The sequence below is a fragment of the bacterium genome, assembly GCA_036504735.1.
In the GTDB taxonomy this organism is placed as follows: Bacteria; Electryoneota; RPQS01; order RPQS01; family RPQS01; genus DASXUQ01.
Genome location: DASXUQ010000002.1, coordinates 137,880 through 153,643, shown reverse-complemented (window position 1 = coordinate 153,643; position 15,764 = coordinate 137,880). Strand labels below are relative to the sequence as shown.

At 59.4% G+C, this 15,764-nt stretch carries 7 protein-coding genes; 2 read left to right on the top strand and 5 right to left on the bottom strand.

The window, feature by feature from the left end; translation table 11 throughout:
• Positions 1-69: 69 nt before the first annotated feature.
• Positions 70-2,499, top strand: coding sequence for a T9SS type A sorting domain-containing protein (locus tag VGL38_00950; protein ID HEY3293985.1), 2,430 nt, complete (start codon positions 70-72; stop codon positions 2,497-2,499).
• Between the two features lie 406 nt (positions 2,500-2,905).
• Here the strand turns inward: VGL38_00950 and VGL38_00945 are convergent, their stop codons facing one another.
• Complete coding sequence (locus VGL38_00945) at positions 2,906-3,073, bottom strand: hypothetical protein (protein HEY3293984.1); 168 nt, start codon at positions 3,071-3,073, stop codon at positions 2,906-2,908.
• 340 nt (positions 3,074-3,413) lie between these two features.
• Complete coding sequence (locus VGL38_00940; GenBank protein HEY3293983.1) at positions 3,414-3,560, bottom strand: hypothetical protein; 147 nt, start codon at positions 3,558-3,560, stop codon at positions 3,414-3,416.
• Positions 3,561-3,914: 354 nt separating this feature from the next.
• Between VGL38_00940 and VGL38_00935 the strand changes: the two genes are divergently transcribed.
• The gene (locus VGL38_00935; protein ID HEY3293982.1) at positions 3,915-6,482 is read left to right on the top strand and encodes a S8 family serine peptidase; all 2,568 of its coding nucleotides are present in this window, start codon (positions 3,915-3,917) and stop codon (positions 6,480-6,482) included.
• Between the two features lie 78 nt (positions 6,483-6,560).
• Here the strand turns inward: VGL38_00935 and VGL38_00930 are convergent, their stop codons facing one another.
• The 3 genes from VGL38_00930 to VGL38_00920 form a co-directional block, all read right to left on the bottom strand.
• On the bottom strand, positions 6,561-8,279 hold the full coding sequence (locus tag VGL38_00930; GenBank protein ID HEY3293981.1) for a glycosyltransferase family 39 protein: 1,719 nt from the start codon (positions 8,277-8,279) through the stop codon (positions 6,561-6,563).
• 430 nt (positions 8,280-8,709) lie between these two features.
• The gene (locus VGL38_00925) at positions 8,710-12,078 is read right to left on the bottom strand and encodes a sialidase family protein (protein HEY3293980.1); all 3,369 of its coding nucleotides are present in this window, start codon (positions 12,076-12,078) and stop codon (positions 8,710-8,712) included.
• 111 nt (positions 12,079-12,189) lie between these two features.
• On the bottom strand, positions 12,190-15,678 hold the full coding sequence (locus VGL38_00920) for a S8 family serine peptidase (GenBank protein HEY3293979.1): 3,489 nt from the start codon (positions 15,676-15,678) through the stop codon (positions 12,190-12,192).
• Positions 15,679-15,764 lie beyond the last annotated feature (86 nt).

The window sequence follows — 15,764 nt, the reverse complement described above, 5'->3', positions numbered from 1 at the left end:
GAACGCGAGACCAGAGACCGAAGACTTGAGACTCGAACGGATGCATGTATGCACCTTGGGAGGTGAAGCATGACGAGCACATGGGTGAGGTGGTGGGTGGCGGTGCTGATGGCGCTGCCGGTGTGGGCGGGGACTCCGTTGCCGCAGACGGCTTTCTTTGTCCAGAATGAGGGCCAGTGGGACGGCGCGTTTGCCTTCAAGTACGAGGGGAAGGGGGCGGCGTATTTTTTGACGGAGTCGGGGATGACGGTAGATTTGCATTACCCCCATCTAACTTCCCCCACAAAGTGGGGGAAGGACTTCAGCCGTAGCCGTGATGCAGAGGCAGACAAGGGGCTAAAGCCCCTTGCCCCGGCGGTGCGTGGGCATGTGCTCCGGCTCTCCTATGTGAACGCCAACCCCATCCCCATCCTGACCGGCGAAGACAAGCTCCCCAGCTACAGCAACTACTTCCTGTCTCGTGATAGCTGCAAATGGCGCAGCCGTGTGGGCCATTACCGCAGCATCACCGCCCAAGACGTCTGGCCGGGCATTGACGTTCAGTACCGGATCGCCACTCAAGGCGTTGAAACCGTCTACCGCGTCCACCCCGGTGCCAATGCATCTCTGATCCAGCTTCGCTATGAAGGGCAGGAGGGAACGCTGTCTCTTGCCGGTGATGGTTCTTTGCAGATCCTGACCTCGCTGGGTCTGGTGACAGAAAAAGCTCCCTTTGCCTATCAAAACCTCAATCACACCCAGATCGAAGTCCCCTGCCGCTATGACCTGACCGCTGAAGGCAACTACCGCTTTGTGTTAGGGCTGTACGATACCACACGGGAAGTAATAATTGATCCGCTGGTGTACAGCAGCTATTTCGGTGCCGGATACGGCATGCTGGCGCTGGCCCATGATCCGCAGCATAATCTGCTCGGGGTCGGTGACACCTTTGACGGCAACTTCCCCGTAACGCCCGGCGCCTATCAGACGGTGATGGTGGGCACCACGGATTCCTATGTCGCCAAGTTTGCCCCCGGTGGACAAGACCTGTTCTTTTGCACGTTCATTGGCGGTTCCGCCTATGATGGTGAAGGCTCTGGTGCTGTGGTCTCTGATAGGGATGGCCATGTCTGCGTTGGCGGGATGACTTACAGCACCGACTGGCCTCTAACCTCCGATGCCTTCGACAGCACATTCGGTGGGGAATACGAGGGATTTTTCTTTATGCTCTCATCCGACGGAGCGACGTTGGAATACTCCACTTATGTGGGCGGTGCGGGACGAGACAGGGTGAGCCGCGCCGCCATGGATAGTCTCAGCGGCGACATCTATCTTGCCGGCCAGACGGAGCACGAATCCCAGAGTGATTTCCCGCTCACGCCCGATGCCATGTATCGCCAGACGGTCGGGGCTGCAGGCTGCGTCATGATTTTTGATCCACACGTGCATGCCTTGCTCTACAGCACTATCGTTCCCTCGGAGATCGACCCGAGTTCATTGTACGTGCTTGGCAACCGACGTGTCTGGCTCGCCGGCACAGCCTCTGACAGCGGCTTGGCGGTCACGGACGACGCTTATCAAGCCGATTTTGTGAGTGGGATGGATGGCTTTCTGACGCGGCTGGATTTGTTCCGGGGCGTCGTAGAGTACGGCTCATACTTTGGCGGCAATGACTATGATTTCATGCAGATGTCGCTCGTGGGCGAAGACCGTGTCGCCCTGTTCGGATGGACATTTTCGACCAATTTCCCTCCCGTCACGCCCGGGGCCTTTGACACGACCCGTCGCCTATGGGATAATCTCCCAGATGGGTATATCACCATCCTCCATCTCCCGGCGACCATCGAGTACTCGACAATTCTGGGCGGATCCGGCGGTGATGAAGTCGTTGCCGTGCACAGCACCCCTTCCGGCGACATTCTGGCCTTGGGTAATACGGCCAGTCCGGATTTTCCCTTAACACCCAATGCTATGGACACGACCTACGGCTGGTGGGACATGTTTGTATGCCGCTTAAGCGGCGACTTGGGCCATCTACTGTACGGATCCCGTCTCGGGGGCGATGCCAATGACTATGTGCGTACGGCCGTCTTTGATGAAGGCGATTCGGTGTGGCTGGCAGGATCATCGAGTTCCAGGACGTTCCCGGTGACTCCGGATGCGTTTCAGCCAGTAGCCTCGGCGGGCTACAATAATGTCATGAGCCGCGTCGCCATTGATCAAGGTCCAGATGTCGCCGCTAAGTCCAACCCCTTGCCACAGGATTTCGCCCTTTCTGCCTTCCCCAATCCTTTCAATCCCACCACTACGCTGTCCTTCACGCTGCCTGCACCGTCCGAGGTGACGCTGGAGGTGTTTGATGTGCTGGGGCGGTGTGTGTATCAGAAGGAGTTGGGGAGGATGAGTGCGGGGGAGCAGCAGTACCGGTTTGAGGGATCGGAGCTATCCTCGGGGGTGTATTTTGCCAGATTACAGGCGGGGAGGGATGTGGGGGTGAGGAAGATGATCATGCTCAAATAGGAAATTTGAAATAGGAAATAGGAAAGAAGACGAGCCGATGGGGGTTGGTTGCGGTCGGGTTGTGGATGGGGTGCGGGTTTGTTTGTCTTTCGGCTCAACCCGACTCGGCGGTCTTGGGTGGGGTTGGTTTCGGTCGGGTTGGGGATGGGGTAATTGTCAGGCGGGCCGGTCTTAGACCGGCCCCTACCCCGACGCGGCGGGTGCTTGGGGGGCGGTTTTTGGGGGGCGAGCCCGAGGTGCTTCCCGAAGACGGTAAGCATGACAAATTATGGGGGTGCGCGGGTCGTGGAACCCGCATTAAACGTCAAGAAGACGCCCGTGCTGAGGCAGCGCGGGCGCTTCTATTTCGCCATGCGGAGAATCTCCGGGATGGCAAGTCCATAAGAGTTCAGTTAGGGGAAAAGGGTCAGCGTCCGCTGCTGCCGGACTTTTCCTGGCCTTCCTTGGTGCGGCGATCGTGTTCCGGATCTACCACCCGGCCTTGGCCGTGGGACTCATGGGTCGTGCCCTTGTTGGCTTCGCCGCCCTTTCGTCCCGCTTCTTCGCGCGACATACCGCGTCTTTCGTCTGGCATGATTAACTCCTTGCCTATCCTAAATAATCCGTATCCATACTGTGAGCCATCCTGCGGTGCTCACGTTCTCATCAATGAAAGATGCCGGCTTGGTTGCCAAGCTATTTATACAACTCGCCATAACAATTTGCGGGTTCCACCGTTGGCGACGGGCTTAGATGAAGCAAGATCGACTGAGGGTGCTTCGGGTGGATCGGTGGAGAAGAGGGCGCGCGGGCGGTCGCTGCATATGGAAAGCAAAGCGTCCGAACCGTGACAGTTCGGACGCGAAACTCCAACCTTTGTGCAGCCATTGCGCAACCTCATGGCCCGCGCGCAGGTGCTGCGCAACTATCCGAACTTACGCGTGGCGCTCGCGATCACCTTTCTGATTGGGATCCTGCGGGAGTCCACCGGTCTGGCGATCCTGTCCGCCCTGTGGGGATTTGCTGCTCTGCCCGCGCTTGTCATGTTTCTTATTGCGGGCTTTTTGTCTCTGATCTGGCATAGCTACCTCCGGATTTGCCCCTGCGCAATGTGCGAAAACCGTCCGCGCCGCAGAGGTGCCAGATTATAAACTCTTCGGAAGGATGTGCGGTTTCGGCAGATATTCGGCGACGGGCGGGAATGAATCTTGCGTTGTGAGGTACGGGGTTCAGGATGGCTATGGCATGTGTCAGGGCGGCGATGGGCACGGCAGAGATAATGCCCTGATTACGAAGCAGTAAGGATACGAAAAGTTCTTTTGGCCACTTGTCAGAACCCCTTGCTTTCGCGTCCGTATTTTGTTACACTTAGTCAGATATGATCCCTATCCGCATGTGTGCGAAATGTCTGAAAGCGTAAGTGTTTAAGGAGACCCGTGACTATTCGGCTACAGTTAATACTTATTTTGTTGTTTTTAGCGACTCCGCTGGGGCTGTTGGCGCAGCCGTCTACGCCTCCGCGGGCGACGGTGCCGGATCAGGTGCTGGTGCGATTCAATAAGCCGACAACCCTCGGGCAGGCGCGGCGGGAACTCAATAATGCCTTGTTGAATGTGAGCGAAGCTCTGGTGCCTTCCCTGGATATTTTCCTTGTGAAACTGCCCAAGGCGAGCATTAAGGCGGCGGATGCGGTGGCGATGCTGAAAAGCTATCCGAGCGTCCGCTGGGCACAGCTTGACTATTATCTGGATTTGCGCAGCACGACGCCGGATGATCCGCAATTCGGCAGTCAGTGGAGTCTGAGTCAGCCGAACGACGCCGATATCGACGCGCCGGAAGCCTGGGATATTACCACGGGTGGAACGGATCCCGCGGGCAACGATATTGTGGTGGCGGTGGTGGACAACGGCTGCCAGCTTACGCATCTGGATCTGGCGCCGAATATCTGGGTGAACACGGGCGAAATTCCGGGCAACGGCATCGACGATGACGGCAACGGTTATGTTGACGATGTGAACGGCTGGAACGCCTACAACATCAACGGAACGATTCCGTCGCCGAACGCTCCCTATCACGGCACGCATGTGTCGGGAATCATCGGCGCGGTGGGGAATAACGGACGGCAGGTGTGCGGCATCAACTGGCATGTCAAGCTGATGGAGATCGCCGCGTCGAGCACCTCGACGTCGGTGGTGTCCCGCGGGTATAATTACGCACTGACGCAGAAGACCCGCTGGCTGGCCAGCGGCGGCAGCACGGGTGCGAATGTGGTGGCGACGAATTCGAGTTTCGGACAGGATTTCGGTAATTGCCAGAGCGACAGTTTTCCGATCTGGAATGATCTGTACAACGCGATGGGCGCGGCAGGAATTCTTTCGGCCTGCGCCACGGCGAATCTGAATATCAATGTTGACCTTTACGGCGACGTGCCTACCGGGTGCGCGAGTCCGTATATGTTCTCGGTGACCAATACCAACACGCTGGATCAGAAATATTCGGCGGCGGGTTACGGACGGACGACGATCGACATCGGCGCGCCGGGCACGGCGATTCTAAGTACGATCAACACGGGGACGGGCACGCTGAGCGGCACGTCGATGTCCAGTCCGCACATTGCGGGCGCGGTGGCGTTTCTGCATGCGGCGGCCAGTCCGGGATTTTACCGCTATTATATGGCGCATCCGGATTCGGCGGCGCTGCTGATCAAGAAATTCCTGATGGACAGCGTGGACGTGCTGGCGAGTATGGATACGATGACGGTCTCGCGCGGGCGGGTAAATCTTTATCGCGCGGCGACGGGGATTCATGCGTATACGGGTCCGCAGCCGGTGCAGCCGTTTTTGATTTACATCAACCAGTCGGTGGAAGACTCGGTGACGGGCAACGGCAACGGAGCCCTGGAAAGCGGCGAGACGGCACGGCTGGCCATCACTCTGTGCAACTACGGAGCGAATGCCACAAATGTGGCCGCGACGCTGAGCACGGCCGATCCGTATCTGACCGTTGTGGACAGCCTCGGATCCTTCGGCGCCATTGTCACCAGTGCGTCGCAGAACAATGTGGCTGATCCGTTTGTGGTGCTGGCGGACTCGATGGCGCCGGTGGGGCACATCGCACAGATAACTCTGACGCTGAGCGCGGCGGGCGGCTATAGCGTGGTGGAATATTTCAATCTGGAGATCGGGCGTACGGTGGTATATTGGGCGGACAGCGTGGAGAACGGCGAGAACGGCTGGACGCACGGCGCGGTGCAGCCCAACTACAGCGACGCGTGGCATATCAGCAATGAGATGAGCGCGTCACCTTCGAACTCCTGGAAGTGCGGCGGCGAAGGCCCGGTGCCGTATGTCAACAGCCTCGACGCCGGACTGGTCTCGCCTCCGATTGCGATTACGTCCCATTCGACCCTGTATTTTTCGCAATGGATGGACGCGGAATTATCGAGCATCTATCCGGATTCGGCGCTGGATGGCGGCGTGGTGGAAATTTCGGCGAATGGTGGACCGTTTGACGCCGTAACGCCGGTGGGCGGGTATCCGAAGACCTTCCGCCAGACTCGCAGTTTGTCCTATGTGGGACCGATGCCGGGGCGTCCGTGTTTTTCCGGGATCATCAACTGGGTACAGCGGCAGGTGGACTTGTCGGCCTATGCGGGACAGACGATTCACGTGCGGTTCCGGTTCGGCAGCGACAGCAGCGGCGCGGCTCACGAGGGCTGGTTTGTAGACGACATTTTTGTGCGGGGAGTGGCTCCCGAGCCGCCGCCTCACGTGGATCCGCTGACGGATGTGGCGATCTTCCCGGTGGGAGATGATCTGCAGTTGCTCTGGTCGCCGCCGCCGAGTGGCGCGAATCTTTACGTCATTTACCGGAACAATTTCTTCGACTTCATGCCGTCGGAGTCCGACTCTATCGGCTGGACGGCGGATACGAGCTATGTCGATACGAGTGCGGTCTTGATGCACCCGCAAGCCTATTATGTCATCAAAGCGGTGAAGCCGTAAGGCGTTCACGCGGATGGCATGAAGCGAAAAGCCGGATCTTGGGTCCGGCTTTTCATATTCTGTGGGTCCAACTGATGATCAGAGATGGGGGGATTGAGATGTGTCGGCCAGAGCGGTGACGGACGGGGCCTGTGGATCACGGGCAAGGACCAGCACGGAGTCGGTGCCGGGCGGAAGCCAGCGTGCATAAAGGCGATGATCCTGCAAGTGGTAGCCGGGAAGCGGGCCGAAGGCGGCGACGTATTCATCATCCTTAACATACCACCAGCTTTTGCCGGGAGGGGAGGTGAAACCCTTGGAGTAGAAGTGCCAGCCGTTGTATTCGTAGCCGCCGTCGACCCGGTCGGGCGGAATCCGCTGCACGGTGTTCAAATGGTTCAGAGCGTCCCAGCGGGCGCGGTTCCACGAAAGATAATCGTGCGTGGCACCGACATCATAGAGCGCAAAGGCGGCGAGCAAACCTACGGTGGCCATACGCACCAACGCGGGGGACCTGGCCGGAACGAAGCCGGGAGTCCACAGCAGGATGATGCTGAAAGGGATGAGGTAGAGCAGGTAGCGGTCAAAGAAACCGCTCATGACACAGAGTCCGAGGTACATCAACCATACTCCGAAGGCGAGCATGTAGGCGGCGTTGGCGCGGTTGGCGATGCGGAAGCGGAAACTGCTGCGGACGTGATTGAACACATGCTGGATAAGCGACGCACCGCCGATTACTCCGCCGATGGTAAGCAGTACCCACAACCAGTGCGGAGCATAGGGGGCGTGGGGCATGCCGAGAATGTAGGTGTCGCGCAAGGTCAGCGGGCCAAGGCTATTGGCGGTGAGCATGTTGCGCGCGAGGGGCATAATGGAATGCTCACGGGTGGCAATCAGCGCGGTCATAACGGCGGCAATGAGGGCGAGGCCGATCCAGTGCAGCGGATTGCGCCGGCGGTTGGTGCTTTCGATTTGCAGGGCCAGCGGCAGCAGGAACAGGCCGAGGTAGACGGCGGCGACGGCGGCATTGTCGGCGTATTTCAGCGCCACTGTAAAGACGTTATGGAAGATGCCGACGTACATCAGGCGGAGCCGCGCGTTGTCGTGCATCTCAAAGCCGATGAGCGGTGCGATGCCGAACTGGAAGACGATGAGCGCGCCGATGGTGATGAGCGTGGGAGCGACCGCGCGCCAGATTTCACGGCGGTTCTGTGGGCGGGACGCGAGGCGGACAATGGTCCAGGCGATGGGAACGAGAAAGCCGACTTGCCGGATAAGCGTGGCAATCACCGCAAAGAGAGTGCCGGTCCAGACGCTGGTAGAATGGTCTTCCTGCAGGGCGCGGAGAAACAGCACAAAGGAGATCATGGACGCGGCGAAGAACGGCACGTCGGTCATGAAGGAATAGCAGAGCTGGAAGTAGAGTGGATTGAGGACGAGGCAGAGGGTGCCGATCCAGGCATAGGCGGTGCGGAAGCCGTAGCGGTGGAGGGTGCGGTGGGTGGCGACGACGCCGATGAAGCCGGCGACCAGTCCTGAGATGCGGAGAGCGGTGAAGGAGAAGCCGAAGGGCAGGGCAAAGAGCGCACCCCAAAAGAGTTGCGCAATGAAGGTCGTTTGCGCCCAGCCCTGAAGGAACTGCAGATGGCCACCGCTAACCAGACTGTTTACGGCCTTGCTGTAGCCCCAGTCATCATTGACGGGGAATTCCCCGACAGGGTTGACCAGTAGCGCAAACAGGATCCAGAGCGCACCCACCAGCAGGGATTGGGCCGCAAGCGGCCAAGCTGAGGGGCGGGGAAGGTTCGATAGACGCATAAGTACAGCTCTCGCAGATGAGCCGGAGGCAATAAATTCGGAGCCTAAACGTCAAGAATTCGACAGGGGTCAGGACCAGATGAAGAGGCGGGTGTATTGGGCAGATGATAACTCATGTTGGCACTATTCTAATTTATCCACACTGCCCCGGCGCTTTTGACGCGACGGCAAGTCATTATACACAACCGAATCCAATATGTCAACGATTTGAGTAGTAAAATTTCGAAAAACATGGGTCAATGAATCTTTAACCAGCTCTTCTCAGGAAATAGCGTAAGATGCACAGAGTCAAATACTTTGCTCAAAATAGCACGCTCCTGCAGTCGGTGCCGCCTTTCGACTCGACAGAGGTCTCCGATTGTTGCGAGACAGACTGCACAGACACGCCGGCCTTTGGGGCCGGCGTGTCTTAAATCTCGTGGGAGATGCGTCAGGGTTTGGCGGTGGTGACTTGGTAGAACAATTTTGCGCCGGACGTGTCGGCGGTGGAGACGGTGAGGAACGTGTCTGTGGTGCTTTGCACGAAGGCGAAAGGACCAGCGGGCGAAGTAGACGTGGACACACGGTAGTTCGGCGCGGCAAGGTTGGTCCAGTTCAGCACGATGGTATTGGCGACGCGGTTGATCACCACCGCCGGTGGCAGAGCGGAATAGTATTGTGCGCGGACTAAACGGTTGCCCGGATGCGCGTTGATGGTGGTGGTCGTGTCATCCTCACTGAACCAGAGACTCAGACAGCCATCGAACACGTACGAGTGATGGGCATTGGGCGAACTGATGTCGCGTCCGAATGCTTCATACTGGCCACTGACAGGATTGGAAAGGGCGATGTAGAACGGACTGGTAACCGGCAAAGGCTGGCCGAAAGCGTCGCGCACAAGAACTTCGGACCAGTTGGTTCCGGCGGGCAATCCACCGACAACATTGCCGACCGAGCCGGTGGTGGTTTGCCACAAGATAGTGCCGGGCATGCCGAGAGGACCATCGGCAGCATAGACCGCGACATGCACGGGTGAATGAGCCGAATCGGGCAGGCTGCGGGAGGCGGCAAAGCGCGCGCCACAGAGCACGTAGCTGCCCGGTGGGGGAGTGAATTTCACCGCCCACTGAAACGGCGTGGTCTGATTGCCGTCGGTCCAATTGAAGCGCTCCGCGCTGCCATCATCATAGACCAGTTCCTGCGCGCAGAGATTGTCCACATCGAACTGAAAGAGCGATGCCGGGGCATTGGAGGGAAGATACGATGCCAGTGCGGTGTTGTCTGTAGAACGCAGATAGTATTCAAAGGAGCCGATGCCGAACGCGGCCAGACTGGCGGCGTACTCGCTGGGGTTGACCGTAGGTGTGAGGGTTAGAGAATCGAACGAGGAACCGCCTGATATACGGAAGAACATTTTGACCGAAGCGACGGACGCCACGAGGGATGGATCGCTCACACGGGAAGTAATGCTGCCTGCTCCGGGAGCCATGTCATGCAGCGGGTCATGCAGAATGATCGGCGGCTGATTGGGCAGTGAGATGGAGAAGTTGGCGTCGGAGATGTCAGTGACCAGCGGGAAGTTCTCACTGGTGACCCGCACACGAGCCGTAGTGCTGATGGGTGTGGTGACAGTCCAAAGAAACGGCGTACCCACGGGTTGCCCCGCAGCGAGGGTTTCCCACGTGCCGGCGGGATAGCTGCGATTGAGTTCAATCATCACGGTGCCGGTGAGGTTTTGCGGCGTCCACGCGATGTTGGCATTGCTGCCGGTGAGCCAGTTCTCGCCACCGTTGGGAGAAGTAACCGTAACGGCCCGCGAGGAGATGGCGAAGTTGGTGTTAGAAGAGTCACCAACGGTGGTGTGCGTGACTCCGGTGATGCGGACGCGGCAGGCGGTGCTCAGCGGCGTGGTTACTGTCCACGGAAAGCTTCCGGTGTTAGCCGTGCTGGCCACAAGGGTTTCCCATGTGGCGCCGGGATAACTGCGGTTCAGTTCGATCTTGACGTTTTCGGAAAGGTTGGCCGAGGTCCATGTGATGCTGTTGGCATCGCCGGCGATCCAGATTTCCGCGCCATTGGGTGAAACGACGGTAAGGCTGCGCGCGCCAAGGGTGAAGTTGGCATTCGAGGTGTCACCGACGGTGGTCTGGGTGACGCCGCTGATTCGGACGCGGGCGGTGGAGGAGGTTGGACCTGTTACGGTCCACGGGAATGAACCGCTGTTGGGAGTGCTGGCAACGATGGTCTCCCACGTGGCACCGGGATAGCTGCGGTTGAGTTCGAGTTTGACGTTGTCGGTGAAGTTGGCTGAGGACCATGTGATGGTGTCGGCATCGCCGGTCAGCCATGTTTCGCCGCCGTTGGGTGCGGTGAGCGTGAGGGTCGGAGACAAGGTCCACCACGCGTTGTAGACGTCGCCGCCATCATTGCGCAGGTCCACCCAGACGGAATAGAAACCGCTGCTGCGGAAGGTGGCGCCGCAATAATCTCCGAGGAAATTGGAACTGCTGGGATTGGAAGTGACACTGGAGACGGCGAAGTTCGGCGCCCAGGTAGTGCCACCGTCGGAGGAGATCGTCGCGTAGTTTTTAAACGTGCAGCCCGCGGGATCTTCACGGCGGTCCAGCCATGAAACACCGACGTCACCGTTCACGCGGCTGGTGGCAATCCACTGCCACCACTGCCAGCGATTGGTGACGTCATTGTCGACACGCGCGGCGGCGGACCAACTGGTGCCGCCGTTGGTGGAACGGCTGAAGAAGATGTCCGGATTACCGTTGCGGGCATCAGCCCAGCAGACATAGATCCAGCCACGGCGCGGTCCCGAAGACACATCGCAGGCTATGACGGGATAGGCCGGAGCGCGAAAGGTGCCGCAGGGATTGGCGGGGAAGTTGTCATTGAAGCTGGAGACGCTGACGTCGGTGCCCCAACTGACGCCGCCATTGGTGGAGCGGTCGAACTTGATGCTGCTGCTGGTGTAATCGAACCAGCAGGCATAGACTTCACCGTTCGGACCAACGGTCGGGCAGGAGAATTGGCAATTGGTGGAAGACGAGATTTGAAGCGGCGTGGAAAAACTGGCACCGCCATTTGTGGAACGCGCCATGTAGATCGGGGCGAGGCCCGTGGTGGTGAACTTGGTCCACGTGATGTAATAGTTGTTCAGAAAGGGCGAGCCGGCGCTGGCATCACAGGCGGCATAGGGCTTGTCTTCGAAATCCGAATTGCCGCCGCCGAGGTGTTGAATGACGGTTACCGGGCCGGTCCATGTGGAACCGTTGTCGGTGGAAGTGTGGACGTAGATGCCATTGTCGGGCGTAGTGCGGTCAAAGCCAATGTAGGCGGCAAACATGCGGCCAGTGTTGTCTACTGCGGTGACCGGATCACCGGCGGCTTCAAATTGTCCGCTGGGGCCGCGAGTCACCAGCGCATCGGCCCACGTCGTGCCACCATCCATCGTGCGATAGAAACCTGCGGAGGCGTCGCCGTTGCGGTAATCATTGGAGCCTGCCAGCACATTGTTTGTGTTGGCCGGGCTGGCGCAGATCGGAGTCTCATTCTGATTGTTCCCGATGGCATCCTGATTACAGCGCTGGTTGGCGCCAACCTGTTCGATAGCCATGCCGCCCTGCGGCGCACCTGTGGGTTCAAACAGAACAACACCGGAAAGGGGGACGCGATGAAGTTGCTGAAGAATGGCGCCACGCGTTGCGGTGCGGAAGGAGGCTGCGCCCTGCGAAGGTTGAGTGGCCCCTGCCGATGTGGCCATCCACAGGCAAAGGCCGGAAAGTGCGGCAAACCTAAAAAACCTTTTCAAGATGCCTGTCCTTTCTATGAGATGAACGCGTTGACGGGACGGGAAGAAACGGGTCGCCGCAGGAGTTGGAGACGTCCCGCGGCGATTACGCAGAATAACTCTGTGATGTGTTTACTGTGTCACAGACTGGACCTGATAGAAAGTGCGCGCCGTGACACTGTCGGCACCGGAGACGGTGAGGAAGGTGTCAGCGGTGGTCTGAATGAAATTGAACGGGCCACCGGGAGTGGCGGCATTGTAGACCTTGTAGGCCGGCGCGCCCATGTTATTCCAGAAGAGGCGGACGTCATTGCCGACGCGGTTGATGGTCAAAGCAGGCGGCACAAGACCGAAGCCCTGTGCCCGGATGAGGCGGTTGCCGGCGTGAGTGACTAAGGTGTCGGCGGCGTCTTCGCTGAACCACTGATTGTCACAGGGATCGAATACGTAGGAGTGGTGGGCATTGGCACCGTTGGTGTCGCGGCCAAAGGCTTCGAAGTATCCTTCCTGAATCTCGGAGACGGCAATGTAGAACTCGGAGGACGGGATCAGCAGGGGATTACCGGTGGCATCACGGAAGATCACCTGTGCCCAGTTCGTGCCTGTGGGAAGCCCGCCGACGATATTGCCGACGGAGCCCTTGGTGTAGCTGCCGAGCAGAGTACCGGGCATTCCTGCGGGGCCGTCGGACAGATAGACGGCGACATGCACAGGTGTGTGCGCCGTGTCGGGCAGACTGCGGGAAGCGGCAAAGCGCGCGCCGTACAGGGCAAAGGGTGTGGGCACGGGTCCGAACTTGACCGCCCAGCGGAAGCTGATGCTGTCCGCGCCGGGATAGTTGAACCATTCGGCGGAGCCATCATCATAGCCGAGTTCCGCGCCGCCCAAAGGACCTACGGTGAAGGTGTAGAGAGCGGCGGGCGCCGTAGAAGGGACGCGGCTGACCTGAGAGACATTGTCGGTGGCTTCGACGTAATATTCATAGGAGCCGGGCAGCAGGAATGACAGGCTGCGCGCGTAGTAATCCGGAGCGGCGGCAAAGGGAACGGCGATCTGGGTAAAGGGTGTGGTGCCAACGGCCCGATAATACAGGGAGACGAAGGCAATACTGCTGGAGGTACTGGATGCGCGCACCACGGCGTTGCCTGTGCCGGTGGCGATGTCCCCGAGGGCATCATGCACAATGCGCGGCGGCGCCCCGGCAATGGTGAAGTTGGCATCGGAAACATCGGAGGTCGTGGGCACGGCAAGACTGGTAATGCGGATGCGGGCCTGCGTGGTGGTCGGGCCGGAGACCGTCCAGGCTTCCATGCTGTCATTGAGCAGACTGGGGAACACCATTTCCCAAGTGCCTGCCGGATAAGCGCGGTTTATTTCGATGGAAACGGGGCTGGTGAAGCCTGTAGGCAGCCAGGTGATGTTATGGGAGACGCCGACATTCAACTGCTCGCCGCCGTTGGGTGAAAGTACCGTGACGATGGGCGCGAGAATGGTGAAATTGGCATCGGAAACATCGGTGGCCGACGGAGTGCTGACACTGGTGACGCGAATGCGAGCCTGTGTGGTGGCGGGAACGGTGACGGTCCACGGTTCGCTGCCATCATTGGCGACGTTGGAATAGAGCGTTTCCCACGCACCGGAAGGATAGGTGCGGTTAAGGTCGATATTCACATTGCCGGTGAAGCCGCCGGAGGTCCAACTGAGAGTAATGCTCTGACCGGCCCACGGCGACTCGCCGCCGTTGGGCGACGTGACGGTGACCATCGGCGCGGAAATGGTGAAGTTGTTATCGGAGATGTCATTGATGGCGGGCGTGGTCACGCTGCTGACGCGAATACGCGCGACGGCAGATGCCGGAGCGGTGACCGGCCATGAGTAGGACCCCGTGTTGCTGATGCTGGCGACGATGGTTTCCCATGTGCCGGCAGGATAGCTGCGGTTGAGTTCGAGCTTCACATTGCCGGTGACAGAAGCGGTGGTCCAAGTGATGCTGTGGGTTTCGCCGGTGAACCAGGTTTCACCGCCATTGGGCGACGTGATGGTGTAACCGCTGGCGGCGGCGACGGCGGCTCCGGCATTGACGCGGCCCCAGCCCATGTACTGATCCCAGCCGGGAGTATCTTCGGTAGGATTGCCGACCTGATCATTGGCCGTGCGTTGCAGGATGGATTGCACGGAGTCGGGAGTCAGCGCGTGGTTGCGGGAAATAATCAGCGCACAGACTCCTGCCGCGACGGGGCAGGCACCGGAGGTGCCGCCAAACGACGCGAAGTAGGAACCGGTGCTGTAGCCCGCGCCGGTGCGGGAATCGTCGGTCGCGTACTGGTTGTTGCCGGGAGCGACGACATCCAGCGATGCGCCATAGTTGGACCCCTGTCCCGAGCCCCAATCGGCAGGTGTGCAGCGGTAATCATTGGCATTGGTGGCACCGACGGCGATGACGCTGGACTGAGTGGCCGGCCATGAGACGGCGGTGTTGTTGTTGCCGGAAGAGAAGAGAATGGTCAGTCCGGCATTTTTGGCATTTTGCAGCGCGGTGTTGACGGCACTGGACGGCGACCCGCCGCCCCACGAGTCGGACTGAACCTTGGCGTGATCGCGCGAGTAGTTGATGCAGTTGATAATCCAGCTATCGCTGGTCTGGATCCCGGAGCCTCCGGCGGCGATGTACCCCATCCGCGTGCCGATGAGGCGGCAATTGTAGCCCACGCCGGCAATGCCGGTGGAGTTGTTGGTGACCGCGGCGGCGATTCCCGCGGCGCAGGTGCCGTGGCCGTCATCCTGATAGGTGGTGTTAGGCGTCGGATCACTGTCGCCGTCGGACGCATCATAGCCGGTATTGACATGGCCCGCCAGATCTGGATGAGCAATTTGAACACCGACATCGCAGATGGAAATGACGGCGAAGGTGTCGCCGGTGGTAATGGCCCAGGCTTCGGGGGCGTGGATGTCATGCCGGCTGGCCTGATACAGGTACCATTGGTTGCCGTAAAGGGGATCATTGGTGTTCAGGCGCATGATGCGGTTGAAATCGGGCGCTGCCCAGACGACGGAAGGATCGGACATCAGGGTGTTGGCCAGATCGAGACTCTCCACACCGCTGCCTTTGGCGCGGCCTGCATACACCACGTTCGCGGCCCAGTCATCACAGCGTTTGAGAAGGGTGAGACCATAGCGGCTGAGAATGGATTGCGCAGTGGGCTGCGGAGTCCCGGAGGCAAATTGCACGTAGAGATGCGGAGTCGGAACGTGTTCGAGGCCGTCGTAGAGCAGTACGGGAGCGGCCCAGTCTACCAGCGGCGAGGCTTCGAGGGAAGCGAGGGTGGCGAGCACGGCCTGCTCATCCGAGAACGATTTCAGGCGAATAATGGTCATGCCGAGCGGGGCCTCAACGCGTTCGATGGGCGCGGCGGCCACGGCGGGGAGAGTGGACAGGAAGGTCGCGCGGGCCTCGGCGGACATGGATGGGGCAAAGCCTACGGCAACTTTGGACAGGCTGAGGTCAAAATAGTACGCCTGACCATCGGTGGTCAGCTTGTAGTCACGGGCCGAAGCCACGCCGGCGGACAGCAGCACAAGGATCAGAACCAGACTCATCCCAACGCGGAATCGAACGCTCATCACTCCTCCGGATCCATAAACTTCACAATAATCAATGCTAAACAGGTCACAATGGGCAGGGCAGAAGGGCATCAGCCGCGCCTCCG

Coding starts and splice junctions, on each gene's coding strand:
- VGL38_00920 (HEY3293979.1), bottom strand. CDS start 15,678: ATGAGCGTTCGATTCCGCGTTGGGATGAGTCTGGTTCTGATCCTTGTG.
- VGL38_00930 (HEY3293981.1), bottom strand. CDS start 8,279: ATGCGTCTATCGAACCTTCCCCGCCCCTCAGCTTGGCCGCTTGCGGCC.
- VGL38_00945 (HEY3293984.1), bottom strand. CDS start 3,073: ATGCCAGACGAAAGACGCGGTATGTCGCGCGAAGAAGCGGGACGAAAG.
- VGL38_00940 (HEY3293983.1), bottom strand. CDS start 3,560: ATGCCAGATCAGAGACAAAAAGCCCGCAATAAGAAACATGACAAGCGC.
- VGL38_00950 (HEY3293985.1), top strand. CDS start 70: ATGACGAGCACATGGGTGAGGTGGTGGGTGGCGGTGCTGATGGCGCTG.